Here is a 24166-nt window from a genome sequence, read left to right on the forward strand (position 1 = left end):
AGTCGTTAACACCCGCCCCTTGACGGCGGGTTGCAGCCGTTCCCACTATGTTCCCCATCGCGCAACACATCGTGCACTCCGCAACAGCTGAGGAGCCCATCGTGCCGCATGAGGTCCGTGCCGTCGTTGCCGTGAAGAAGGGGGCACCCGTCGAGGTGCAGACGATCCTCGTCCCCGGTCCCGGCCCCGGCGAGGTTCTCGTCTCCGTCCAGGCCTGCGGTGTCTGCCACACAGATCTGCACTACCGGGAAGGCGCCATCAACGACGACTTCCCCTTCCTGCTCGGCCACGAGGCCGCGGGCACCGTCGAAGCGATCGGGGAGGGCGTCACCGATCTGGCGCCGGGCGACTACGTGGTCCTCGCCTGGCGCGCCCCCTGCGGTAACTGCCGTTCCTGTCGCCGCGGCCGCCCCTGGTACTGCTTCGCCTCCCGCAACGCCACACAGCCGATGACGCTGCTGGACGGCACGCCCCTCTCCTCCGCCCTCGGTATTGGCGCCTTCGCCGAGAAGACCCTGGTCGCCGCCGGGCAGGCGGTGAAGGTCGACCCGGCCGCCCCGCCCGAGGCCGCCGGGCTCATCGGCTGTGGAGTGATGGCCGGATACGGGGCCGCGGTGAACACCGGGAACGTCGGCCGGGGCGACACCGTCGCGGTGATCGGCTGCGGCGGCGTCGGGAACGCAGCGGTCGCGGGAGCCTCGCTGGCCGGGGCCCGGCGCGTCATCGCCGTCGACATCGACGACCGCAAGCTCGACGCCGCGACCCGCTTCGGCGCGACGCACACGATCAACTCCCTCGGCACGGACGCCGTGGAGGCCGTACGCGAACTCACCGGCGGGTTCGGAGTGGACGTCGCCATCGACGCGGTGGGCCGGCCCGAGACGTACCGCCAGGCCTTCTACATGCGCGACCACGCGGGCGTTCTCGTGCAGGTCGGGGTGCCCGACCCGGACATGCGGATCGATCTGCCGCTCATCGACCTGTTCTCGCGCGGAGGCGCGCTGCGGTCCTCCTGGTACGGGGACTGTCTGCCCAGCCGTGACTTCCCCGTCCTCATCGACCAGTACCTGTCGGGCCGGCTCGACCTGAACGCCTTCGTCTCCGAGACGATCGCGCTCGACGAGGTGGAGAGGGCGTTCGCCAAGATGCACAGGGGCGAGGTCCTGCGTTCGGTGGTGGTGCTGTGACGGACCGGCAGACCGGCCGCCTGCGCGCCGAACGGGTCGTCACCTCGGGCACGTTCACCCTCGACGGCGAGACCTTCGACGTCGACAACAACGTCTGGCTCATCGGCGACGACGAGGAGGTCCTCGTAGTCGACGCGGCCCATGACGCCCGTGCGATCCTGGCGGCCGTCGCCGGACGCCGGGTCACCGCCGTCGTGTGCACCCACGGCCACGACGACCACATCGGCGCGGCCCCCGCGCTGGCCGAGGCGACCGGAGCTCCGGTCCTGCTCCACCCGGCCGACCGCGAACTGTGGGAACACGTCCACGCGTCGCGTGCTCCGGACGGTGAACTCTCCGACGGACAGCGGCTGCTCGTCGCCGCGACCGAGGTGCGCGTTCTGCACACCCCCGGCCACACGTGGGGCAGCTGCAGTCTCCACGCGCCCTTCCTCGACGCCGTGTTCACGGGCGACACCCTCTTCCACGGCGGTCCGGGCGCGACCGGCCGCTCGTACTCCGACCGGCCGACGATCCTGGCGTCCGTACGGCGCCGCCTGCTCACGCTCCCCGGCGCGACCGTCGTCCACACCGGGCACGGCGAGGACACCACCGTCGCCGCCGAGCGCACCACCCTGCCGGCCGTCCGCTAGGTCGTCCGTCCCCACCCGACTCAAGGAGGGGCATGTCCCAAGCGCCCGCACCCAGTCCCCGTGTCGTGGTCATCGGCGCCGGGATCGTCGGCTGCTCGCTCGCCGACGAACTGACCGCCCGCGGCTGGAGCGACGTCACGGTCCTCGAACAAGGCCCGCTCCCCGCCCCCGGGGGTTCCACCTCACACGCCCCTGGTCTCGTCTTCCGGACCAACCCTTCGAAGACGCTGAGTGCGTTCGCCGGGTACACCATCGAGAAGTTCGGCGCACTCGAAGTCGACGGCCTGCCCTGCTTCAACCCGGTGGGCGGTCTGGAACTGGCCACCACCGAGGAGCGTCTGGCCGACCTCCACCGCAGGGCCGGTTACGCCGTGTCCTGGGGCATCCGCGGCGAGCTGGTCTCCGCCGAGCGGTGCAAGGAGCTGTGGCCGCTGCTGGACACGAGCAAGGTCCTCGGCGGGTTCTTCACCCCGGACGACGGCCTCGCACGCGCCCTCCTCGCCTGCCGGGCCCAGATGGAGCGCGCCGAGGGCCGCGGCGCCCGGTTCCTGGAGCGGCACACCGTCACCGGCATCGAGCGGGAGGACGGCCGGGTGACGGGGGTCGTCACCGACCGGGGTGTCTTCCCCGCCGACCACGTCGTATCGGCGGCCGGCTTCTGGGGTCCGGTCGTCGGCCGGATGGCTGGCGTCGACGTGCCCCTGCTGCCGCTCGCCCACCAGTACGTGAAGACCCGCCCCCTGCCGGAGCTCGCGGGCGCGAGCGACCCTCGCACCGAGGCGTCCCGGCCGATCCTGCGGTTCCAGGACCGCGACCTGTACTTCCGCGAGCACACCGACAGGATCGGCATCGGCAGCTACGCCCACCGGCCGCTGCCCGTCGACCCGTTCACCGTCCCGGCCTACGACGAGGCACCGGTCATGCCGTCCTCGTACCCCTTCACGCCGGAGGACTTCGCACCGAGCTGGCAGGACTGTCGGGAACTGCTGCCCGCGCTCGCCGGAAGCGAGGTCGAAGAGGGATTCAACGGCGTCTTCTCCTTCACACCGGACGGGATGCCCCTGCTCGGCGAGTCCCGTGACCTGCGCGGATTCTGGCTCGCCGAGGCCGTGTGGGTCACCCATTCGGCGGGGGTCGCCAAGGCCGTCGCCGAGTGGATGGTGGAGGGCCGGCCCCGGCTCGACGTCCACGAGTGCGATCTCGCCCGCTTCGAGGACGCCCAGCGCTCCCCCGCGTACGTCGCCGACCGAGGGGCCCAGCAGTTCGTCGAGGTGTACGACGTCCTGCACCCGCTGCAGCCCATGGAGCGGCCGCGCCCCCTGCGGGTGAGCCCCTTCCACCCCCGCCAGAAGGAACTCGGGGCCCGCTTCCTGGAGGGCGGCGGTTGGGAGCGACCGCACTGGTACGAGGCGAACGCCCCGCTCGCCGAGTCCATCGACCTGCCGGGGCGGGACTCCTGGTCGGCCCGCTACTGGTCGCCGATCGCCGCCGCCGAGGCACGGGCGACCCGTGAGAAGGTCGCCCTGTACGACATGACCCCGCTGCGCAGGCTGGAGGTCACCGGCCCCGGTGCCCTGCCCTTCCTGCAGCGCATGACCACCAACAACCTCGCCAAGAAGCCCGGCGCGGTGACCTACACCCTGCTGCTCGACGAGACCGGCGGCATCCGCTCCGACCTCACCGTGGCCCGCCTGGCCGCCGACCGCTTCCAGATCGGCGCCAACAGCCGCGCCGACGAGGACTGGCTGCTGCGCCACGCCCCCGACGACGTGCGGATACGTGACATCACCTCCGGCACCTGCTGCATCGGGGTGTGGGGCCCTCTCGCCCGCGCGCTGGTGCAGCCTCTGACCCGGGACGACTTCTCCCACCAGGGCTTCGGCTACTTCCGCGCCAAAGAGACCTACCTCGGCCACGTGCCCGTGACGGCGATGCGGCTGAGCTACGTCGGCGAGCTCGGCTGGGAGCTGTACACCGGCGCCGACCTCGGGCTGCGGCTCTGGGACACCCTCTGGGAGGCCGGGCGGGAGCACGGCGTGATCGCCGCGGGCCGCTCCGCCTTCAACAGCCTGCGCCTGGAGAAGGGCTACCGCTCCTGGGGCCACGACATGACCGACGAGGACACCCCGTACGAGGCCGGGCTCGGTTTCGCCGTACGCATGGACAAGGGCGACTTCGTCGGACGGGCTGCTCTGGAGAAGGTGGGCGAGCCCCGGCGGGGGCTCACCGCACTGCTGCTCGACGACCCCGCGGCCGTCGTCCTCGGCAAGGAACCGGTGTATGCGGGCGGTCTTCCCGCGGGGTACGTGACCAGCGCCTCGTACGGCTACACACTGGGCCGCTGCGTCGCGTACGCGTGGCTGCCCCCGCTCACCGCCGGCACCCCGGTACACATCGAGTACTTCGGCGAGAAGGTCCCCGCGACCGTCGCCGACGAGCCGCTGTTCGACCCCGGCATGAGCCGCATCCGCCGCTAGGGAGCGTTCGAGGAGGACCCCACCGTGTCACCCACCTATGACGTGATCGTCGTCGGCCTGGGCGGAATGGGCAGTGCCGCCGCCCACCACCTGGCCGCGCGCGGTGTGCGCGTGCTCGGCCTGGAGAAGTTCGGACCGGTCCACAACCGCGGTTCGAGCCACGGCGGTTCGCGCATCACGCGGCAGTCGTACTTCGAGGATCCCGCGTACGTGCCACTGCTGCTGCGCTCCTACGAACTGTTCGACGCACTGGAGCGCGACACCGGCCGGGACATCGCCACGCTGTGCGGCGGCGTGATGGTCGGCCGTCCCGATTCCCGGACGGTGTCCGGTTCGCTGCTCTCGGCCCGGCGGTGGGACCTGCCGCACGAGATGCTCGACGCGAAGGAGATCCACCGCCGCTTCCCCACCCTCACCCCGGCCGAGGACGAGGTGGCACTGTACGAGGCGCGGGCCGGGCTCGTCCGGCCGGAGAACACGGTCGCGGCCCACCTCCAGCTCGCGACGCGTTCGGGCGCGGATCTGCACTTCGAGGAGCCGATGGTGCGCTGGGAGCCGTACCGCGACGGGGTACGGGTCCACACCGCCGAGGACACCTACACGGCGGGCCAGTTGGTGATCTGCCCGGGTGCCTGGGCGCCGCAGCTGCTCACCGACCTGGGCGTGCCGTTCACCATCGAGCGGCAGGTCATGTACTGGTTCCAGCCCGAGGGCGGCACCGGTCCCTTCCTCCCCGAGAACCATCCGATCTACATCTGGGAGGACGCGGACGACGTACAGTTCTACGGCTTCCCCTCGATCGACGGTCCCGGCCTCGGCGCGAAAGTGGCGTTCTTCCGCAGGGGCACGGTGTGCACGCCGGAGACCATCGACCGGAACGTGCGCGAGGAGGAGGTCGCGGCGATGGCGGAGCAGCTCTCCCGGCGCATCCCGTCCCTGCCCGGCCGTTTCCTGAAGGCCGCCACCTGCATGTACTCCAACACCCCCGACGAGCATTTCGTGATCGCCCGCCATCCGGAGCACCCCGACTCGGTGACCGTGGCGTGCGGGTTTTCGGGCCACGGCTTCAAGTTCGTGCCCGTCGTCGGCGAAATCGTCGCCGACCTGGCACTGAACGGCGTCACCGAGCACCCCATCGAACTCTTCGACCCGCGCCGGCTGTCCGCGACGACCCCGCCCCCGGTCGCGTCCTCTACCGCGCCCGCGCCTTCCGCCTGAGGAGTCCGCCTTGACGGCCACCGACCTCCCGCCCAGTCTGATCGCCACGCTCCCCGGCAGCTTCTACACCGACCCGGAGATCTTCCGGCGGGAGCAGGAGCGGCTCTTCGAATCGATGTGGTTCTGCGCCGTACGCGGCTCCGACCTCGACAAGCCCGGTGCGTTCCGGACCGTCCAGGTCGGCCGCGAGAGCGTGATCGTGACCCGTAACCGGGCCGGAGAGCTGCGCGCCTTCCTCAACATCTGCCGGCACCGCGGCGCCCGGCTGTGCACCGAGGAGTCCGGCGAGGTGCGGCGCGCGCTCCAATGCCCGTACCACGCCTGGACGTACGACCTCGACGGCAAGCTGATCGCCGCCCCCAACCTGGTGAAAATGCCCGACGTCGACCGCACCGCCTACGGCCTGGTGGCGGTGAAGCTGCGCGAATGGCTGGGCTACGCGTGGGTGTGCCTGGCCGACGAGCCGCCGTCCTTCGAGGAGACGGTGATCGGCGCGGCCGTGGAGCGGCTCGGCGACACGGCGTCCATCGAGCGGTACGGCACGGAGGATCTCGCGCTCGGCCGAAGGATCACGTACGACGTGAAGGCGAACTGGAAGCTGATCGTCGAGAACTTCATGGAGTGCTACCACTGCGCGACGATCCATCCCGAACTCACCGATGTGCTCCCGGAGTTCGCCGAGGGATATGCGGCGCAGTACTACGTGGGGCACGGCGCGGAGTTCGCCGAGGAGGTCCAGGGATTCACGGTCGACGGCAGCGCGGGGTTCGCCAAGCTGCCCGAGGTGGCCGAGGAGCAGGACCGGCGCTACTACGCCATCACGGTCAAGCCGACCGTGTTCATCAACCTCGTCCCCGATCACGTGATCCTGCACCGGATGTTCCCGCTCGCCGAGGACCGCACGGTCGTCGAGTGCGACTGGCTGTACGCGCCGGAGGTCGTCGAGTCGGGCGCGGACGTGTCGAAGTCGGTGGAGCTGTTCCACCGGGTCAACGTCCAGGACTTCGACGCCTGCGAGCGCACCCAGCCCGCGATGGCGTCGCGCGCCTACCGGACGGGCGGCGTGCTGGTGCCGGCCGAGCACCACATCGGGATCTTCCACGCCTGGCTGATCGAGAGACTGGGAGGCACCGGTGCCTGATCTGTTCATAGGCGGCGTGTGGACGGCTGCCCGCGAGGGGCGCACGCGGGAGATCCGCTGTCCCGCCGACGGCACTCTCGTCGCGGTGGTCGACGAGGCGGACGGCAAGGACACGTCCGACGCGATCGCAGCGGCCCGCCTGGCGTTCGACGAGGGCCCGTGGCCGGGTACTTCCGCCGCCGACCGCGGCGACCTGCTGCTGCGCGTCGCCGATCTGATCGCCCGCGACAAGGACGCGCTGGCCCGCGCCGAATCCCTCGACACCGGCAAGCGGCTGGTGGAGAGCGCGTACGACATCGGCGACATCGTGAACTGCTTCCGCTACTTCGGGCGGCTCGCTCCCGTCGAGACCGGCCGGGTGATCGACACCGGCACGGCGAACGCGGACAGCCGGGTGGTGCACGAGCCGGTCGGGGTCTGCGGGCTCATCACGCCGTGGAACTATCCGCTGCTGCAGACGGCGTGGAAGGTCGCGCCGGCCCTCGCCGCGGGCAACACCTTCGTCCTGAAACCGAGCGAGCTCACCCCGCACACCGCGATCCACCTGATGCGTCTGCTCGCCGAGGCGGGACTGCCCGACGGTGTCGCCAACCTCGTGCTCGGCGCGGGCCCCGAGGCGGGTGCGCCGCTCGCCGACCACCCGGGCGTCGACCTGCTCTCCTTCACCGGCGGTCTGCAGACCGGCCGCCGGCTGATGGCGGCGGCCGCCGGGACGGTGAAGAAGGTCGCGCTCGAACTGGGCGGCAAGAACCCGAACATCGTCTTCGCGGACGCCGACTTCGAGACGGCGGTGGACATGGCTCTGACCGCTGTGTTCCTGCATTCGGGGCAGGTCTGTTCCGCGGGGGCGCGGCTGCTCGTCGAGGACGCGCTGCACGACCGGTTCGTCGACGAGATCGTGCGCAGGGCCGGCGAGATCCGGCTGGGCGGTCCCTTCGACGAGCGGGCCCGGACCGGGCCGCTGATCTCGGCCGCCCATCGCGCCAAGGTCGAGGCCTACGTCACGCGGGGCGTCACCGAGGGCGCGGTGCTGCGCTGCGGTGGCACCCGGCCCGAAGGGCCCGCGTACGACCGGGGCTTCTACTACCTGCCGACGGTCCTCGACGAGTGTCACGCGGGGATGTCGGTGGTACGGGAGGAGTCCTTCGGCCCGGTCCTGACGGTGGAGCGGTTCCGCGACGGCGCCGAGGACGAAGCCGTGCGGCTCGCGAACGACACGGTCTACGGTCTCGCGGGCGCGGTGTGGACGGGCGACGAGGGCAGGGCCCGGCGGGTCGCGGGACGGCTGCGCCTGGGCACCGTATGGATCAACGACTACCACCCCTATCTGCCGCAGGCGGAGTGGGGAGGGTTCAAGCAGTCCGGCACGGGGCGGGAGCTCGGTCCGGCCGGTCTCGCGGAGTACCGCGAGACGAAGCACATCTGGCGCAACACCGCACCCGAGCCGCAGGGCTGGTTCGCCTGAAACGACCTCTACCGTCCAGGAGTTGACCCATGGAAACTGCTCCACCTTCCCCGCCGGGCGACGACGCGGAACTCGCCGAGTTCGGCTACCGTCCCGAACTCAAGCGGACGCTCGGCAACTTCCACACCTTCGCGGCCGGCATCTCGTACATCTCGATCCTCACGGGCACCTTCCAGCTCTTCTACTTCGGATACGCCAGCGGCGGTCCCGCCTATTGGTGGTCCTGGCCGATGGTCTTCGCGGGCCAGCTCATGGTCGCGCTCTGCTTCGCCGAACTGGCCGCCCGCTATCCCGTGGCCGGGTCCATCTACAACTGGGCGAAGAAGGTGGGGAACGGACACGTCGGCTGGCTCGCCGGCTGGATGATGCTCATCGCCTCGATCGTCTCCATCGCCGCCGTGGCCCTCGCCTACCAATTGACGCTCCCTCAGATCTTGTCCGTCTTCCAGTTCGTCGGAGACGGGACCGGGACGTACGACGTGGCGACCAACGCGGTGGTCCTCGCCTCCGTCCTGATCCTCTTCACCACGGTGGTGAGCGCCTTCGGCGTCAAGCTGATGGCGCGGATCAACACCGCGGGGGTCTTCCTCGAACTCATCGCGACCGTCGTCCTGATCGTGCTGCTCGCGGTGCACGTCGTACGTGGCCCGCAGGTCGTCACCGAGACGGCCGGCACCGGCACCGGCCAGTCCCTAGGCTATTTCGGGGCGTTCCTGATCGCCTCGCTTGCCTCGGCCTACGTGATGTACGGATTCGACACCGCGGCCTCGCTCGGCGAGGAGTCCCTCGATCCCTCGCGCAACGCGCCGCGCGCCATCATCCGCGCGATCGTCGCCTCGTTCGTCCTGGGCGGCCTCGTCCTGATCCTCGCGCTGATGAGCGTGTCGAGTCTGCGCGGCGAGAAGCTCTCCACCGATGGGCTGCAGTACGTCGTCCTCGACGTCCTCGGCCCGACGGCCGGCAAGGCGATGCTGTGGTGCGTGCTGATCGCCGTCACCGTCTGCGCGCTCGCGGTGCACACGGCGGCCGTCCGGCTCGCCTTCGCCATGGCCCGGGACAACAATCTGCCCGCCTCCTCCCGGCTCGCGAAGGTCAGCCCGCGGTTCGGCACCCCGATCCTGCCGACCGTGATCATCGGGGTGCTCGCCCTCGCGATCCTGCTGGTCAACATCCGCCAGCCGCAGATCTTCACCGTGGTCACCAGCATCGGCATCGTGCTGATCTACGTCGCCTACCTCCTGGTCACCGGGCCGATGCTGGTGGCGCGGCTGCGCGGCCGGTGGCAGCCCGCCGAGGGCAAGTTCTCACTCGGCCGCTGGGGGCTGCCCGTCAACATCGTCGCCGTGGTGTGGGGGGCGGCGATGACCCTCAACCTCATCTGGCCGCGGTCGGCTGTGTACAACGCGGCGGCTCCGTACCACTGGTACCTGCGCTGGGGCGCGGTGCTGTTCGTCGGCGCGATCGCACTGGGCGGCTTCGCCTACTACTGGTTCGTCCAACGGCATCGGACGGGCGTCCTCGCCGAACACGCCGCCGTGGCCGGACCCGAGCCCGTCGCACTGGAGGAGGTCACCCCCTCATGAGCGGACAGGCGGGAGAGTTCGACTACGTCGTGGTCGGTGGCGGAACCGCGGGCAATGTCGTCGCGTCACGGCTGAGCGAGGACCCGTCCGTCACCGTGTGCGTCCTGGAGGCGGGCCCGAGCGACGTCGGGGACGACAGCGTCCTGAAGCTGGAACGGTGGATGGGCCTGCTGGAGTCGGGCTACGACTGGGACTACCCGGTCGAGCCGCAGGCCAGCGGCAACAGCTTCATGCGGCACGCGCGCGCCAAAGTGCTCGGTGGCTGTTCCTCGCACAACTCCTGCATCGCCTTCTGGGCGCCCGCCGAGGACCTGGACGACTGGGCGGCGGCCGGCTGTGCGGGCTGGGGCGCGGCGGACCTGTTCCCCCTGTACCGCAGGCTGGAGAACAACGACGCTCCGGGGGACCACCACGGCCGGTCGGGACCGGTGAAGCTGCGTACGCTCAAGGGCGAGGACCCGTGCGGCGCCGCCCTCCTTGAGGCGTGTGCGCAGGCGGGCATACCGACGACCCCGTTCAACACCGGTTCGACGGTGGTGCGGGGTGCCAACTGGTTCCAGATCAACGCCGACGAGAACAACATCCGCCAGTCCTCCTCAGTGGCCTACCTCCACCCGGTGCTGGGCAAGCGCCCCAACCTGGAGGTACGCACCGGGGTGCGTGCGAAGAAGCTGGCGTTCGACGGGCTGCGGTGCGTCGGCGCCGAGTACCTGGACCCGGATCTCGTCCACACCCGTACGGTCCGCGCCCGCCGCGAGGTCGTCGTCTCCTGCGGGTCGATCGACACTCCGAAGCTGCTGATGCTGTCGGGCATCGGCCCGGCGGAGCACCTGCGGGAGGTGGGCGTGGAGGTGCTCGTGGACTCCGCGGGGGTCGGCGAGAACCTCCAGGACCACCCCGAGGGCGTCGTCATGTGGGAGGCGAGGCAGCCGATGACCACCAGGTCGAGCCAGTGGTGGGAGGCGGGCATCTTCTACGACACCGAGCCGGGTCTGGACCGGCCGGACCTGATGTTCCACTACGGCTCGGTGCCCTTCGACATGAACACCGCGCGGCACGGCTATCCGACGTCCGAGAACGCCTTCTGTCTGACGCCGAACGTGACCCGTGCCAAGTCGCGCGGCACGGTGCGGCTGCGGACGCGCGACTACCGCGACAAGCCCAGGGTCGACCCCAGGTACTTCACGCACGAGCACGACACGCGGGTGATGAGGGCCGGCATCGGGCTGGCCCGCCGGATCGCCGCGCAGCCGGCGCTCGCCGGGTGGGCGGGGGCCGAGCTCGCCCCGGGCCCCGACGTCCGCACCGCCGACGAACTGCTCGACTACGTCCGCAAGACGCACAACACCGTCTACCACCCGTCCTGCACGGTGAAGATGGGGGCCGACGGCGATCCCATGGCGCCGCTCGACGCCCGGCTGCGGGTCAAGGGGGTCGACGGGCTGCGGGTCGCGGACGGATCGGTCATGCCGGATCTCGTCACCGTCAACCCGTGCATCACTACGATGGTGATCGGCGAGAAGTGCGCCGATCTCCTGCGCGCGGACGCGTGAGGAGCGGCCCGGTGGCCGAATGCGCAGGACCCCGGCCTCGGGCCGGGGTCCTGCGCGCGGGGCGCCTCGCCGGTGGACCGGTTACTGCGCCGCCGTCGCGGCGGGAATGTCCACGCGGGCGGCCCTACGGGCCGGCCAGAGCGAGGCGACCAGCGCGCCCGCCAGGGCGATGAGCACGCCGAGAGCGAGGCGGCCCCAGGGAAGGACCAACGTGTAGCCGGCGACGCTCTCCTGCAGCGTGCGCCCGAGCGCCCAGCCCAGGAAGACGCCCAGGACCGTGCCGACGGTCGCGCCGAGCGCGCCGACGAGCAGGGCCTCCAGGCGGACCATCCGGGTCACGCCGGAACGGTCAAGGCCGAGGGCGCGCAGCGTGCCGATCTCCTTGCGGCGTTCGAGGACGGACATCGCGAGGGTGTTGGCGATGCCCAGCGCGGCGATCACCAGCGCCATGCTCAGCAGGGCGTAGAAGACGTTGAGCTGGTCGCCGATGCTTCCGCTGTCCTGGGCTCGAATGCCGGCCCGGTCGAGGACGGCCAGGGCGGGGTTGTCGCCGAGGGCGTGGGTGACCTTGCCGAGCGCGGCCCGGCCGGGTCCGCCGTCCGTGGCGACGAGGATCCCGGCGGTGTGCGGGGTGGAGTCGTAGCGGGCGACGAGGGAGTCGGGTGCGGTGATGCTGGGCAGCAGGTTGCTCTGCTCGTCCGCCCGGTAGACGGCGCCGATGGTGACGCTGCCGCGCTGGTCGTCCTGACGCTCCAGGGGGAGCGTCTGACCGACGTGCCAGCCGGCCTTCCTGGCCTTGAAATCGGCCACGGCGATCTGGCCCTTGGCGAGGCAGTCGAGAGAGCCCTCGGCCACGTCGTACCGCAGCAGTCGGCCGATGGCGGCGGGGTCGACGCCGGTCAGGACGGCGGGGGTGCCGGCCAGGCGGTATTCGGTGGACTGGTTGAGCGGGCTGACCGTGGCGCCGGGCAGCTTCTCCAGCGCCTGCGCGGTGGCGGGGGTCATCCGCATGCCGCCCTCGGCCGGCTTCACCAGGTAGTCGGCGACGAAGTCGTGGGTGGTCGCGCGGTCGAGGTACTGGGCGGCGGAAGCCCCGAGGACCGACAGGCCCGAGGCGAGGGTGAGGGCGATGGCGAGCGCGGCGGCGGTGGCGCCGGTGCGGCGCGGGTCGCGGACGGTGTTGCGGGCGGCGAGGTTTCCGTGCACCGGGTGGAGACGGGTCAGCAGCGGCTGGAGCAGGGCGACGAACGGCCGGGACAGCAGCGGGATGAGGCCGATCGCCCCGGTCAGGGTGAGGGCCGCGCCGAGGCCGATGACGGTCCGTGCGTCCTTGCCGGTGGTGAGGGCCCCGTACACCACGGCGGCGGTTCCGGTGAGCACCAGCGCGGCGCTGATGCCGCCCCGCAGGGAGCCGGCGCGCGCGGGCGCCGTGGGCTCGGCCGCACCGAGCGCGGCGACGGGCGGGATGGCCATGGCCCGGCGGATCGGGAGCCATGCGGCGACCATGGGCAGGGCGGTGCCGACCAGCATGGACGTGATCACGGTGCCCGGGGTGACGACGAGCGGGCCGGCCGGGGTGTCGGCGGCGGCGAAGAGCGTCCGGAGCAGGGCGGCGACCCCGGTGCCGACGGCGAGTCCGGCCGCGGAGGCCACCGCGCCGACGAGCAGGGACTCGGTCAGCAGGATGCGGCGCACCTGCCCCCGCGAAGCGCCGACGGCCCGCATCAGGGCCAGCGCCCTAGTGCGTCGGGCGATGAGCATGGTGAAGGTGTTGGAGATGAGGAAGGTGGCGACGAACAGGGCGACCGCGGCGAAACCCACCAGGATCTGGCTCATGGTGTCGCTGTCGCCGGTGGCGACGTTCGCCTGGATCCGGGCGAGCTGGGCACCGGTGGCTGCGCCGGTGTCCCGGGGCAGCACCGACTCGACGCGGCGCAGGAGCTGCTGCACGTCCGTGTCGGGGGCGGCCGTGAGCTCGACGTTCTGGTAGCGGCCGGGCTGGAGGAAGAGCCGCTGGGCGGCGGCGTCGGTGAACAGTGTCAGGCTGCCCCCGGAGGACCGCGTGGTCCCGTCGGTGCGGAAGACGCCGCTGAGGGTGTAGGAGGAGGCGCCCTTGTCCGTGCCGACGCGCACGGCGTCACCGACGCGGTAGCCGCCCCGCGCGGCGGTCGTCTCGTCGAGGGCGACCGTGTCGTTGCCGGTCGGGCCGGAACCCCGGGTGAACCGGTAGGCGGGGTCCGTGCCGTCGGCTCCCGGGGAGAAGTTCCCGCCCCTGGGGGACGAGCCGTGGCCGATCAGTTGGCCGTCGCGGCCTGCGACGGCGGCGAAGCCGTCTACCCGGCCCGTGGCGACGGCGACGCCCGGTACCTGGGACAGGGTGGTGACGGTACCGGCGTCGATCCCGGCCGGGCGGCTGCCGCCGGTGGCCTGGGACTCGGGGAAGACGCTGACGGCGATGCGCTCGTAGCCGTCGGTCGCCCGGGCGGTGAGGGCACGGTTCAGGCTGTCGCCGAAGACGAGGCTGCCGGAGATGAAGGTGACGCCGAGCATGACCGCGAACGCGGTCATCAGGAGGCGGGCCTTGTGCGCGGACACGTTGCGCAGGGCGGTACGGAACATGGGGATGCGGATCCTGGGAGGGCGGGCTCGGCGGAGGCGAGCGGGTGGCTGCTTCGATGCTCGTTCGGTGCTGGGTCAGCTGGTGCGTGAGCGGGTGTCGAACGCCTTCATCCGGTCCAGCACCCGGTCCGCGGTGGGACGTGTCATCTCGTCGACCAGCCGACCGTCGGCGAGGAAGACCACGCGATCGGAGTAGCCCGCGGCGACGGGGTCGTGGGTGACCATGACCACGGTCTGACCCAGCTCGCGCACGGAGTCGCGCAGGAAGCCGAGGACCTCTGCCCTGGCACGGGAGTCGAGGTTGCCGGTGGGCTCGTCGCCGAAGACGATCGCGGGGCGGGAGACCAGGGCGCGGGCGACCGCGACGCGCTGCTGCTGCCCGCCGGACAGCTGTCCGGGACGGTGGTCGAGGCGCTGGGAGAGGCCCACCATGGAGACCACGCGGTCCAGCCACTGCCGGTCGGGACGGCGGCCGGCGATGGTCAGCGGCAGCGTGATGTTCTCCAGCGCGGTCAGTGTCGGCAGCAGGTTGAACGCCTGGAAGATGAAGCCGATCCGGTCTCGGCGCAGCTCGGTGAGCTGCCGGTCGTCGAGCGTGCCCAGTTCGGTGGTGCCGATGCGGACGGAGCCGGAGCTGAACGAGTCGAGCCCGGCGGCGCAGTGCATCAGGGTGGACTTGCCGCAGCCGGAGGGGCCCATGATCGTGGTGAACTCGCCCTCCCGGAAGGAGATGCTGACCCGGTCCAGGGCGACGACGCGGGTGTCTCCGCTGCCGTAGACCTTCGACAGGTCGGTGGTGGCGGCCGCGGCCGCGGTCCCGGTCGTCGGGTGCGGCGTGAGCGTGACGATCGCGTCACGGGGGTCGGCGGTCACGGGGACTCCTCTTCGGGTGCGGTCTTCGGGTGCGGAAGGGTGCATGCCAAAGGGTGTCCGCGGGACGTATCAGGAACTCAGCCGCTGTGTATCGGCGTCCGCTCCGCTTCGTAGCGGTTCTGCGGGGCCGGGCGGTCAGGCCGGCAGGCGCAGGGTGGCGACGGCGCCGCCGTCCGGAGCGTTGTCCAGGCGCAGCTCGGCGCCGAGGAGCCCGGCCTGGCCCTGGACGATGGTCAGGCCCAGGCCGTGGCCCGAGCCGCGCTCCGCCCTGCCCGTGTGGAAGCGGCGCGGGCCGTCGCGGAGCAGGTCGGGCGGGAAACCGGGACCGTGGTCGCGTACGACGACGGTACGGCCGTCGATGGTGACCTGCACCGGGAGGCTCCCGTGCCGGTGGGCGTTGACGACGAGGTTGCTGACGATCCGTTCGAGACGGCGAGGATCGGTCTCCACGGTCTGCGCATCGGAGACGGTGACCTCCGTGTCGAGGCCGGTGCGCGCCACGGCCTCGGAGACGACCGCGTCGAGCGGGACACGGGCGCGTACCGGCTGTTCGGCGCCGGCGTCGAGCCGGGAGATCTCCAGCAGGTCCTCGACCAGGCCGCGCAGATCGCGCACCCGGGCACGGAGCAGGTCCTCCGTCTCACCGGGGGGCAGCAGATCGGCGGCGGCCAGCAGACCGCCGACGGGAGTACGCAGCTCGTGGGCCACGTCCGCGGTGAACCGGCGCTCGATGCGCAGCCTTCGGCTCAGACTGTCCGCCATGAGGTCGACGGTGGCGGCGATGTCGGACACCTCGTCGCGGCCCTTGGTGGGGCCGGTTCGGGCATCGAGGTCCCCGGCGGAGATCCGGCCCGCGGTCTCGGAGACCCGCCTCAGCCGGCGGCCGAGCAGCCCGGCTCCGTAGACGGCCAGGGGCGTGGCCGCCGCGAGTGCGACCAGCGAGGCCACCGCCATGATCACGTCGAGTCGGCGCAGCTCGTGGAGTTCCGAGCTCATGTTGACCTGGACGGCCAGCACCCGGCTGCCCGGGCCACCGACCCGCTGGGCGCCCCAGACGCTCGGGCCCAGATTCCCGAGGACCTGTCCGTCGTAGGCCGTGTGCCGGGCGTCGTCGTCCGGGCGCCGCAGTGTGGCGGGCAGCTCGGCCGGATCGAGCTCGGCACCGTCCACGAGGGTTCCGGTACGACGGTAGGTGTCCATGGCCGAGTACAGGCTGTTGAAGGCCTGCCCTTCGGCCCGGCTCCGGATGTCCTGCGCGGTCCACAAGTGCACGAGCACGCCCACGGCCGCCGCGACCAGGCAAGCAGTGGACGCGGCCAGCGCGGCGATCTTCCAGCGCAGGGGCACGGGGGCGGACCGCCGCCGGTGGAACGGGCGCACCGGGCTCAGCGCCTGAGCTTGTAGCCGAAACCGCGGACCGTCTCGATCCGGTCGCGGCCCAGCTTGCTGCGCAGGCGCTGCACACACAGGTCAACGACCCGGCTGTCGCCGTCCCAGCCGTACTCCCACACGTCCCGCAGCAGGGTGTGCCGTTCCAGCACGATGCCCGGGTGGGCGGCGAACTCCAGCAGCAGCTTCAGTTCGGTCGGGGTCAGCGCCACCGGGTTTCCCGAGACGAACACCTCCAGGCCGCCGGTGTCGATGGTCAGGTCCCCGAAGACCAGCAGCTCACGCTCGGACGGTGACGGCCCGTCGCCCGTGGCCCGCTCGGGATCCGGGGAGGGCGCGTAGGTCGCCCGCCGCAGCAGCGAACGGATGCGTGCCACGAGCACGTAGGTGTCCACGGGTTTGACCACGTAGTCGTCCGCCCCGGCCTCCAGACCGGCGACGACGTCGAGTCCGTCGCCGCGAGCGGACATCATCAACACCGGCACCAAGCTGGTCTCCCGGACTCTGCGGCACAGGCCGATCCCGTCCAGACCGGGCAGCATCACGTCCAGAATCAGCAGGTCGAAGCTTTCGTCGCGGAAGAGCTCCAGCCCCGCCAGCCCGTCGGCCGCGGCCTTCATCCGGTATCCGTAGCGCTCTAGGGCGACGGTGAAGGACCGGCGCATCAGGTCGTCGTCCTCCACCAGCAGTACGCGCTCGGGGCGCGGAGAGGCCGGAGCCGGGGTGGACGAGGACACGGGCAGATCACTCCTGTTCGGAGACGGACGAACGGACGGACGGTCGTGAGGTACGCGCCGCGCGGGCGCTCACGCGCAGTCGGCGACCTGAACGAACGATATGGCAGACGCCGGGCGTGGCAGTTGCGTCGCATACCGGACACGCGTCACAGCCCTGACAGCACCGTCCATCCGCTGACGCCCAGGTCAGGCCGGCCGGCCCGGCTCAGTCAGCGGCCTGGTCCAAGGGGCTCCGGCTCCGTGCGGCCCCCTTCCGCACTGCCCGGCACACCGATTCGATGGACAACCAAGCGCTCCCTGATACCCGCCCGATACAAAGCCGTCCGTGCGGGGCGCCCCTCATGGAGAATCCCGCCCGATCTGAGCGATCGGACGGGATTCTCCACTACGGACGGGGGGCCTCGCAGCTGCGGCTACTTCCCGGTGGGCCCACCCTGGTGGTTCGGTGCGGGCGCGGGCGCCGGTGCGGGTGCCGGTGCGGGCGCGGGTGCGGGCGCCGGTGCGGGTGCGGGTGCCGGTGCGGGCTTGGGGTCGGCCGGCTTCGGGTCGACGGGCTTGAACTCGCAGTACACCTTGCCGCTGACGAACTTGCAGCCGGGCATGTTCTTGATGTCGCGAGCCCTGTTGCCCTTGCCCTTCTTGCTCTTGGCGTTGCTGTGGTGGCTCTTGTTCTTGCCCTTCGGGTCGCCGTGCGCCGGCTTGCCCTGGACAGCGGTCGTGGTGGCAGCGGCGTGCGCCGTCGCGGGTGCGGCAAAGGCACTCGAGGGGAGCAGGGCGCCTCCGGCGGCCAGGGCCGTCGACAGGCCGAGCATCACGAAACGCTGCTTGCGGGTGGTACGGATCACGGTGGTTCTCCTTCGGGAAAGAGTTCGTTGTATCGGGTGTGTGGTGCGGGCTGAGGAGGTCATCCGCCCTCGGTGAACCCGCATCTCCAGTAAGCCCCGCCACGCAGACAAGGTCATGTCCCCACATTTCGTACCTTGACAGGCGCCGGCACCTCTGGGCCGCGGCTTCCCGGCCCCCTGTACACGGCAGGCACCCCCGGGGCACGTCACGAGTTCACGTGACGTGTGCCCGCCCCCCGGGCCGGTTCAGATGGAGGGCACTGAACCGGACGGACCCACCGTCCGGCAGCCCGAAAGGAGAACAGCCATGGCTGCTCTGACTCCCCTGCGCAAGCTGCTCCTCGTAGCGGTCTCCGCCACCGCCGCGCTTCTCGGTGCCGGATCGGCGTACGCCGCATCGAGCTCCGCCCCCCTGGCCGACGATCCCTCAGGGGCGAAGTCCCTGCGCCAGAGTTCGGTCAGGAGCGTGTTCAGCGCCTCCGATCCACACAGTGCGTATTACTACTACTACGTACAGGAGCGCTGACCCGTGTCGTCGATCTCCGTGCCTCCCGGTCCCCCCGGGACCGGGAGGCACGGCAGCAGACGCGCATTCGACCGGGACCAGCTCGGCTTCCTGCTCCACCAGCGGCAGTACGGCGACCTGGTGCGCTTCGACGACGAGCTGTACGTGGTGAACTCGCCGGTCCTGGCGGAGAAGGTGCTCAAGCACACCAACAGCACCTACACCATCACGCGGGACCTGCTGGGCGACGAGGCCGACGGAGGCCGCGCCTCCGAGGACCTGGCCCGGTGGATGCGTGCCCGCAGCTTGGCGGGGCGCGGCCTCAACCGGAGCGGATTGCGCGCCGCCGGGGACGGCCTCGCGGCGACGGCCGCTCATCACGCGGAATCCTGGCGTGCCCGGGGCAGGATCGAGGCGATCCCCGCGCTGGAGGAGCTCAGCGCCCGGCTCATCGCCGAGTTCTGTCTGGGGCCCGAGGTCGGCCAGGTCCCCGCCCAGGTGGCCCGCCTGCAGGATGCGCGGCTGCCCGGCACCGTGCCCCTGCCCCTGCCCGCCCGCTGGCCGTCGCCGCGCAGGCGGCGCCTGCACCGGGTCGGACGGGAGCTGACCTCGGAGGTGTCCCGGCTGCTCGACCGGCGCAGGAGGCGGCAGGAGGACTCCCCCGGAGTCGTCGCCGACCTCCTCAACGCCGCGTGCGACGAGGACGCGATCACGCGCGAGGGGGCGATCAGCATCATCGTCGCCAACCTGTTCGCCGCCCACGAGACCACCGCCGCCGCGCTGGCCTGGCTCTTCCTCCTCCTCGACCAGCACCCGCAGGTGCGTCGGCGGGTTCTGGCCGAGGTCGACCGGGAGCTGGCGGGCCGGCTGCCGACCGCGGCCGACCTGCCCCGCCTGGTCGTCACCGAGGCGGTCGTGAAGGAGACGCTTCGGCTCTACCCGCCGCTCTGGCTGCTGGAAAGGACGGTCGACCAGCCCACCGAACTCGCCGGCTACCCGATACGACCCGGCCAGCGGGTCGCGGTCAGCCCCTTCGTGCTCCACCGGGACCCGCGCCACTACGACCAGCCGACGGCGTTCCGCCCCGACCGCTGGATCGACCGCTCCGCCGCCACCCCGCTGCCCAAGTACGCCTTCATGCCGTTCGGCGGCGGGCCACGGACCTGTCTGGGGGCGCATTTCGGTACGGTCGCGATGGTCATCGCCACCGCGACCGTCATCGGCCGCTACCGGCTCAGCCGGACGCCCGGCACCACGCCCGCTTTCAGCACGCGCACCATCTTGCAGCCCCAGGGCCTCAGCCTCGACATCACCGGGCGCCCTCAGGACGGCGAGACCTAGACCGGCACGGCCGGGGTTCAGCGATCGGCCGGAGCGGGTGCGGGGAGCCTGCGATCGGCCAGTTCCTGCGCCACCGTGATGGCGACGACGATCAGCACGGCCACGTCGTACCCGCCTTCGCAGTACCCGTAGCCCAGCTGCCACAGCAGGCACAAGGTGAGTGCCGGGTCGTGACGGCGGCGGACGACCCCGGCGCACGCGAAGGGTACGAGCACGAGGAACGGCAGCGCGGTGGGCACGACCGCCTCCCCCGCGTAGTAACCGTGGACACGCGCATGCGGCGACGTACGCCCAGCTGACCGCCAGGCTCAGCCCAGCCGACCGCGGGAGCACCAGCAAGGCGACGACCGGCGCGACTCCGCCGGAAGGGGCGAGCACGGGGGGCACGACGGCCTCGAACCGCTCCATGATCATGTCCTGCAGCAGGAGCAGCCATCCGAAGACGGCGATCACCCCTGTCTCCGTGACGCGGAAGCGGACCGCCCACGGGGAACGGTTCCGTTCGCCGCCCGCGGACGTGGCGTGCCCGGATCCCGGAGATACGGCGGCCTCGGACCGGGCCGGAACCGGGGCCGGGGCCAGGGCCAGAGCGGGGGCCGGGGCCGGGGAACGCTGCGGGGCCGTGACGGTCGGCCGTGCGTGCAGGTCTGCAGCCGCCGGGGTGCCGGCGCCCACGGCACGTTGCGCCGCTCCCAGCGCTGACCGGAACGCCGCCGCGTCCCCGTACCGCAGGTCGGGCGACTTGGCGAGTGCGCACAGCGTCACCGCGTCGATCGGGTCCGGGACATCCCTCCGCAGCGCCGACGGCGGCAGCGGGGTCTTCGTCAGATGCTGGTTCATCACCGCGAACGGCGAGTCCCCGGTGAACGGCGGCTGCCGGTGAGCAGTTCGTACAACAGGCAGCCGAGCGAGCAGATGTCGGTGCGTGCGTCGACCGCGGCGCCGTCGATCTGCTCGGGCGACAGATAGGCCGGTGTGCCGACCCTGAGCCCGGTTGCGGTCAGCCGCGTCGCGGTCTCGGCGAGCGCTTTCGCGATGCCGAAGTCGAGCACCTTCACCGCGCCGGACTCGGTGACCATGACGTTCGACGGTTTGATGTCCCGGTGGACCGGGCCCAGGCCGTGGCTGTGCACCAAGGTGTCGGCGATGTCGCGGGCCATGGCTACCGCCCGTGCGACCGGCAGCGGGCCCGTGCGCAGGATGTCGGCCAGGGTCCGGCCGTCGACGTACTCCATGACCGGGAACGGGACGGCCTCGGTACCGTCGGCGTCCTCGCCGACGTCGCACGGCGTCGCCACGCCCTGGTGAGAGAGGGCCGCGCCGGTCCGCGCCTCGCGACGGAACCGTTGGCGGAACTCCTCCTGACGGGTGAGTTCGACGGCGACCGTACCCATCGGCGTCCCGGGTGGACGGGGCGTGCGGCCGCCGGGCTCGGGCGCCGCTCGGCCCTGTCCCGGCGCAGGGACGCGGTCAGCACACCTGGACGCCCACCTGGGCCGCGTACCGCGCCGCTCCTTCGGCCGTCTCGCCCGCCCACCCGACGTAACCGTCGGGCCGGACGAGGAACACCCCGTCCCCGTACGGCTCGTACGACGGAATCCGCGCGGTGCGGTCGGCGGGGAGCTTCGGCAGGTCCGGGCCCGTGCCGACCGCCAGCAGTGTCCAGTGCGGCCCCTGGAACACGTCGAAGAGCCGTACGCCGCCGCGGATCCCGTCCGGTGCCCGGTCGCCTGCCTGCAGGGCGTCCTCGGACAGGCCGGTGCGGGTCTCCACGGCGAGGGAGGAGCCCCGGTAGCCCAGGCCGAGCTGGTGGGTGGCCTCGCCGCGCCTGACCTCGCCCCGGTGGACCCGGGTGGACAGGCCGAGCATCTCCGCGGCGACGGGCAGCCGCTCCTCCTCGTAGGAGTCGAGGAGGGACTCGGGAGCCGCGCCGCGCAGCACCGCGTCCAGCTTCCAGCCCAGGTTGTACGCGTCCTGGACGCTGGTGTTGAGCCCCTGGCCGCCCGCGGGCGAGTGGACGTGCGCCGCGTCGCCGACGAGGAAGACGCGGCCCTCGCGGAACCGGTCGGCCATCGCGGCCCGCGGCCTGAAGTCCGAGGCCCAGCGCACCTCGGTCACGGCGTCGGGTGCGAGGTGCGAGTACGCGGCGACGAGCCCGCGGATGCCGTCGAGGGAGAGGTCGACCTCCGAGCCCGCCGGGAGCTGCGCCGCGAGCTGGAAGTCCGCCGTGCCGGGCAGCGGGCAGATCGCAAGGAAGCCCCTGCCTTCGGCGGGCGGGAAGACGTGCCAGTTGTCACGGTCGAGCCCCGTGATCCGGACGTCGGCCACGAGCATCGGATTGGGGTCAACGGTCTCGCCGGTCATGCCGATCCCGAGGAAGCGCCGCACGCTGGACCGGCCGCCGTCGGCGGCGACGGCGTAGCGTGCGCGGACGGGGGCGCCGGAGGCGAACTCGGCTGTCACGCCGCCTTGGTCCTGCGTGATCCCCACCAGCTCCCGGCCGAAGGCGACGTCCGCGCCCAGCTCCGTCAGCCGCGCGAAGAGGATCTCCTGGGTGCGCCACTGCGGCACCATCCAGGGCTCGCTGTACGGCGAGCCCTCGCTCGCCCCGCTCTCGTCGAACATCCGGTGCTCGCCCTGGCGGTTGCCGTCCTGCCAGATCATGCCGACCGGGTAGGGCGCGCCCGCGGCCTGGATCGCGTGGTGCAGGCCGAGGTCGTCGAGGACCTCCAGCGTGCGGGGCTGAAGACCCTTGCCGCGCGAACCGGGGAAGAGCCCGGCCGCCCGTTCCACGAGGAGGGCCCGCACCCCGCGCCGGGCGAGGTCGACGGCGAGCGCGAGGCCGGCGGGGCCCGCTCCGACGATCAGCACATCCGTGTCCACGACGTTCTCCTTAACGGCGTTAAGTTCCATGCCCCGGAGGATGCCCTTAACGGTGTTAAGCTGTCAAGCGTGGTTACCCGGAAATCCCCCAAGCTGGACAAGAAGCAGGCCGTCGCGACCGGCCTGAGGCTGCTGAACGACGCCGGACTCGACGGGCTCACCCTGCGGGCCATCGCCAAGGAGCTGAACGTCCAGGCACCGGCCCTGTACTGGCACTTCAAGAACAAGCAGGAACTGCTCGACGAGATGGCGACGGAGATGTACCGCCGGATGGTCGCCGACTCGCGGCTCACCCCGGGCGCCACCTGGCAGCAGCGGCTCCTGGACGTCAATCGCGGCCTGCGCACCGCACTGCTCGGCTACCGCGACGGCGCGAAGGTCTTCAGCGGCTCACGCTTCACCGGCACCGAACACGCCGTCCAGATGGAAGAGAACCTGCGCGCCCTGGTGGAGGCCGGCTTCGAACTGCCCCAGGCCGTCCGGGCCACTTCCACGGCCTACTTCTTCACCCTCGGCTTCGTCACCGAGGAACAGGGCGTCGAGTCGATGCCGGGCGAGCGCAGGGAGGGTTACGACGTCGACGAACGCGCCGCACGCATGGGCGACTTCCCCCTCGCGGCCGCCGCGGGCGCCGACCTCTTCCAGGACTTCGACTCGGGCTTCGAGGAAGGCCTGCGCCTGGTGATCGCGGGCATCGAGGCGCGGTACGGGGTCGGCTGACGACCTCCCGGCCGGGCCCGGGTCTTGCGCTGTGCGTCCAATGGACTCATTATGTGCGTCCAACGGACGCACAACGGAGTGAGGCGGGGCGTGGACGAGACGACGAGCACTCAAGGGCACGGCGGGACCGGCACGACGACGGACGCGAGGACGGGCCCGGCGACGGGAGCCGTTCCGGGGGACGGCGGCGGGCAAGGGCTGCGCGGCAGCGCGTTCCTCCCGCGGCAGGAGAACCTCGACCTGCCGCTGCCGCCCGTGTTCACCGATCCCGCGCAGGAGCGCGAGCACCGCAAACAGCGGCTCGCCGGCGCCTGCCGCGTCTTCGGCCGCCTCGGCTTCTCCGAAGGGGTCGCGGGGCACATCACCGTGCGCGACCCGGAGCACCCGGACATGTTCTGGGTCAACCCGTTCGGCATGTCCTTCCGGCACGTCCGGGTCAGCGACCTGATCCTCGTCGACCACGAGGGGCAGGTCCGCCACGGCAGGCGCCCGGTCAACCGGGCCGGATTCGTGATCCATTCCGCCATCCACGCCGCCCGTCCCGACGTGGTCGCCGCCTGTCACGCCCACGCCCTCCACGGCAAGGCCTTCTCCAGCCTGGGACGCCTGCTGGACCCGATCACCCAGGACGCGTGCGCCCTGTACGAACAGCACACCGTCCACCGGGACGGCGCCGGTGCCGTGGTGGTCGAGGAGGAGGCCGGCCGGCAGCTCGCCGCCGGGCTGGGGCCGCACAAGGCCGTCATCCACCAGAACCACGGCATCTTCACCGTCGGCGAATCGGTCGACGAAGCGGCCTGGTGGTTCATCTCCATGGAGCGCAGCGCCCAGGCGCAGCTCCTGGCGGAGGCCGCGGGCACTCCCCACCTGATCGACCCCGAAGCCGCCCGGCACACCCGGGACCAGACCGGATTCCCGCTCGCGGGCTGGTTCTCCTTCCAGCCCCTCTGGGACGAGATCGTCCGCACGGAACCCGACCTCTTCGAGTAGGCGCCACC

At 71.6% G+C, this 24166-nt stretch carries 20 protein-coding genes; 12 read left to right on the forward strand and 8 right to left on the reverse strand.

What is annotated here, in order from left to right:
- The first annotated feature begins 101 nt into the window (after positions 1 to 101).
- Genes ACFYOB_RS00940 through ACFYOB_RS00975 form a run of 8 tightly spaced genes read left to right on the forward strand, consistent with a single transcriptional unit; the run spans position 102 to position 11256 of the window.
- Positions 102 to 1187 carry an S-(hydroxymethyl)mycothiol dehydrogenase gene (locus ACFYOB_RS00940; protein WP_388552612.1) on the forward strand — a complete coding sequence of 362 codons (1086 nt, stop codon included), beginning with the start codon at positions 102 to 104 and terminating at the stop codon, positions 1185 to 1187.
- Positions 1184 to 1819, forward strand: a complete 636-nt coding sequence (locus ACFYOB_RS00945; protein WP_388552615.1) for an MBL fold metallo-hydrolase — start codon at positions 1184 to 1186, stop codon at positions 1817 to 1819. The genes ACFYOB_RS00940 and ACFYOB_RS00945 overlap by 4 nt, the downstream gene beginning before the upstream one ends.
- Before the next feature lie 32 nt (positions 1820 to 1851).
- On the forward strand, positions 1852 to 4296 hold the full coding sequence (locus tag ACFYOB_RS00950) for an FAD-dependent oxidoreductase (RefSeq protein WP_388552618.1): 2445 nt from the start codon (positions 1852 to 1854) through the stop codon (positions 4294 to 4296).
- Between the two features lie 24 nt (positions 4297 to 4320).
- A complete protein-coding gene (solA, locus tag ACFYOB_RS00955; RefSeq protein WP_388552620.1) occupies positions 4321 to 5514 on the forward strand; it encodes an N-methyl-L-tryptophan oxidase in 1194 nt (397 codons plus the stop codon).
- A 10-nt stretch (positions 5515 to 5524) separates the two neighbouring features.
- Complete coding sequence (locus ACFYOB_RS00960; RefSeq protein WP_388552623.1) at positions 5525 to 6655, forward strand: aromatic ring-hydroxylating dioxygenase subunit alpha; 1131 nt, start codon at positions 5525 to 5527, stop codon at positions 6653 to 6655.
- Positions 6648 to 8120, forward strand: coding sequence for an aldehyde dehydrogenase family protein (locus ACFYOB_RS00965; RefSeq protein WP_388552625.1), 1473 nt, complete (start codon positions 6648 to 6650; stop codon positions 8118 to 8120). The genes ACFYOB_RS00960 and ACFYOB_RS00965 overlap by 8 nt, the downstream gene beginning before the upstream one ends.
- Positions 8121 to 8149: 29 nt before the next feature.
- On the forward strand, positions 8150 to 9703 hold the full coding sequence (locus ACFYOB_RS00970; protein ID WP_388552628.1) for an APC family permease: 1554 nt from the start codon (positions 8150 to 8152) through the stop codon (positions 9701 to 9703).
- Positions 9700 to 11256 carry a GMC family oxidoreductase gene (locus ACFYOB_RS00975; protein ID WP_388552631.1) on the forward strand — a complete coding sequence of 519 codons (1557 nt, stop codon included), beginning with the start codon at positions 9700 to 9702 and terminating at the stop codon, positions 11254 to 11256. The genes ACFYOB_RS00970 and ACFYOB_RS00975 overlap by 4 nt, the downstream gene beginning before the upstream one ends.
- An 81-nt stretch (positions 11257 to 11337) precedes the next feature.
- Here the strand turns inward: ACFYOB_RS00975 and ACFYOB_RS00980 are convergent, their stop codons facing one another.
- The 5 genes from ACFYOB_RS00980 to ACFYOB_RS01000 all read right to left on the reverse strand — a co-directional run bounded on the left by ACFYOB_RS00980 (position 11338) and on the right by ACFYOB_RS01000 (position 17719).
- Positions 11338 to 13875: an ABC transporter permease gene (locus ACFYOB_RS00980; protein WP_388552634.1), complete on the reverse strand. Its 2538-nt coding sequence runs from the start codon at positions 13873 to 13875 to the stop codon at positions 11338 to 11340.
- Between the two features lie 75 nt (positions 13876 to 13950).
- Positions 13951 to 14793: an ABC transporter ATP-binding protein gene (locus ACFYOB_RS00985; RefSeq protein ID WP_388552637.1), complete on the reverse strand. Its 843-nt coding sequence runs from the start codon at positions 14791 to 14793 to the stop codon at positions 13951 to 13953.
- Positions 14794 to 14883: 90 nt separating this feature from the next.
- Complete coding sequence (locus ACFYOB_RS00990) at positions 14884 to 16137, reverse strand: sensor histidine kinase (protein ID WP_388553973.1); 1254 nt, start codon at positions 16135 to 16137, stop codon at positions 14884 to 14886.
- Positions 16134 to 16874: a two-component system response regulator CseB gene (gene cseB / locus ACFYOB_RS00995; RefSeq protein ID WP_388552640.1), complete on the reverse strand. Its 741-nt coding sequence runs from the start codon at positions 16872 to 16874 to the stop codon at positions 16134 to 16136. The genes ACFYOB_RS00990 and cseB overlap by 4 nt, the downstream gene beginning before the upstream one ends.
- A 413-nt stretch (positions 16875 to 17287) precedes the next feature.
- Entirely contained in the window at positions 17288 to 17719 is a 432-nt protein-coding gene (locus ACFYOB_RS01000; protein WP_388552643.1) for a hypothetical protein, read from the reverse strand.
- A gap of 307 nt (positions 17720 to 18026) precedes the next feature.
- Here ACFYOB_RS01000 and ACFYOB_RS01005 point away from each other — a divergent pair, with 307 nt between their 5' ends.
- Both ACFYOB_RS01005 and ACFYOB_RS01010 read left to right on the forward strand, forming a co-directional pair.
- Positions 18027 to 18245 (forward strand): hypothetical protein, encoded by a 219-nt coding sequence (locus ACFYOB_RS01005; RefSeq protein WP_388552646.1) that lies wholly within the window; start codon positions 18027 to 18029, stop codon positions 18243 to 18245.
- Between the two features lie 3 nt (positions 18246 to 18248).
- A complete protein-coding gene (locus tag ACFYOB_RS01010) occupies positions 18249 to 19565 on the forward strand; it encodes a cytochrome P450 (RefSeq protein WP_388552649.1) in 1317 nt (438 codons plus the stop codon).
- Positions 19566 to 19582: 17 nt separating this feature from the next.
- Here ACFYOB_RS01010 and ACFYOB_RS01015 read toward each other — a convergent pair whose 3' ends face one another.
- The 3 genes from ACFYOB_RS01015 to ACFYOB_RS01025 all read right to left on the reverse strand — a co-directional run bounded on the left by ACFYOB_RS01015 (position 19583) and on the right by ACFYOB_RS01025 (position 22478).
- Positions 19583 to 19804, reverse strand: coding sequence for a hypothetical protein (locus tag ACFYOB_RS01015; protein ID WP_388552652.1), 222 nt, complete (start codon positions 19802 to 19804; stop codon positions 19583 to 19585).
- Positions 19805 to 20404: 600 nt separating this feature from the next.
- The gene (locus ACFYOB_RS01020; protein ID WP_388552654.1) at positions 20405 to 20959 is read right to left on the reverse strand and encodes a serine/threonine-protein kinase; all 555 of its coding nucleotides are present in this window, start codon (positions 20957 to 20959) and stop codon (positions 20405 to 20407) included.
- Positions 20960 to 21035: 76 nt separating this feature from the next.
- Positions 21036 to 22478, reverse strand: a complete 1443-nt coding sequence (locus ACFYOB_RS01025; RefSeq protein WP_388552656.1) for an FAD-dependent oxidoreductase — start codon at positions 22476 to 22478, stop codon at positions 21036 to 21038.
- A 39-nt stretch (positions 22479 to 22517) separates the two neighbouring features.
- Here ACFYOB_RS01025 and ACFYOB_RS01030 point away from each other — a divergent pair, with 39 nt between their 5' ends.
- Positions 22518 to 23168, forward strand: coding sequence for a TetR/AcrR family transcriptional regulator C-terminal domain-containing protein (locus ACFYOB_RS01030; RefSeq protein WP_388552658.1), 651 nt, complete (start codon positions 22518 to 22520; stop codon positions 23166 to 23168).
- Positions 23169 to 23366: 198 nt separating this feature from the next.
- Positions 23367 to 24158 carry a class II aldolase/adducin family protein gene (locus tag ACFYOB_RS01035; RefSeq protein WP_388553976.1) on the forward strand — a complete coding sequence of 264 codons (792 nt, stop codon included), beginning with the start codon at positions 23367 to 23369 and terminating at the stop codon, positions 24156 to 24158.
- Positions 24159 to 24166 lie beyond the last annotated feature (8 nt).

The sequence above is a fragment of the Streptomyces sp. NPDC006463 genome (assembly GCF_042870715.1).
Lineage (GTDB): Bacteria > Actinomycetota > Actinomycetes > Streptomycetales > Streptomycetaceae > Streptomyces.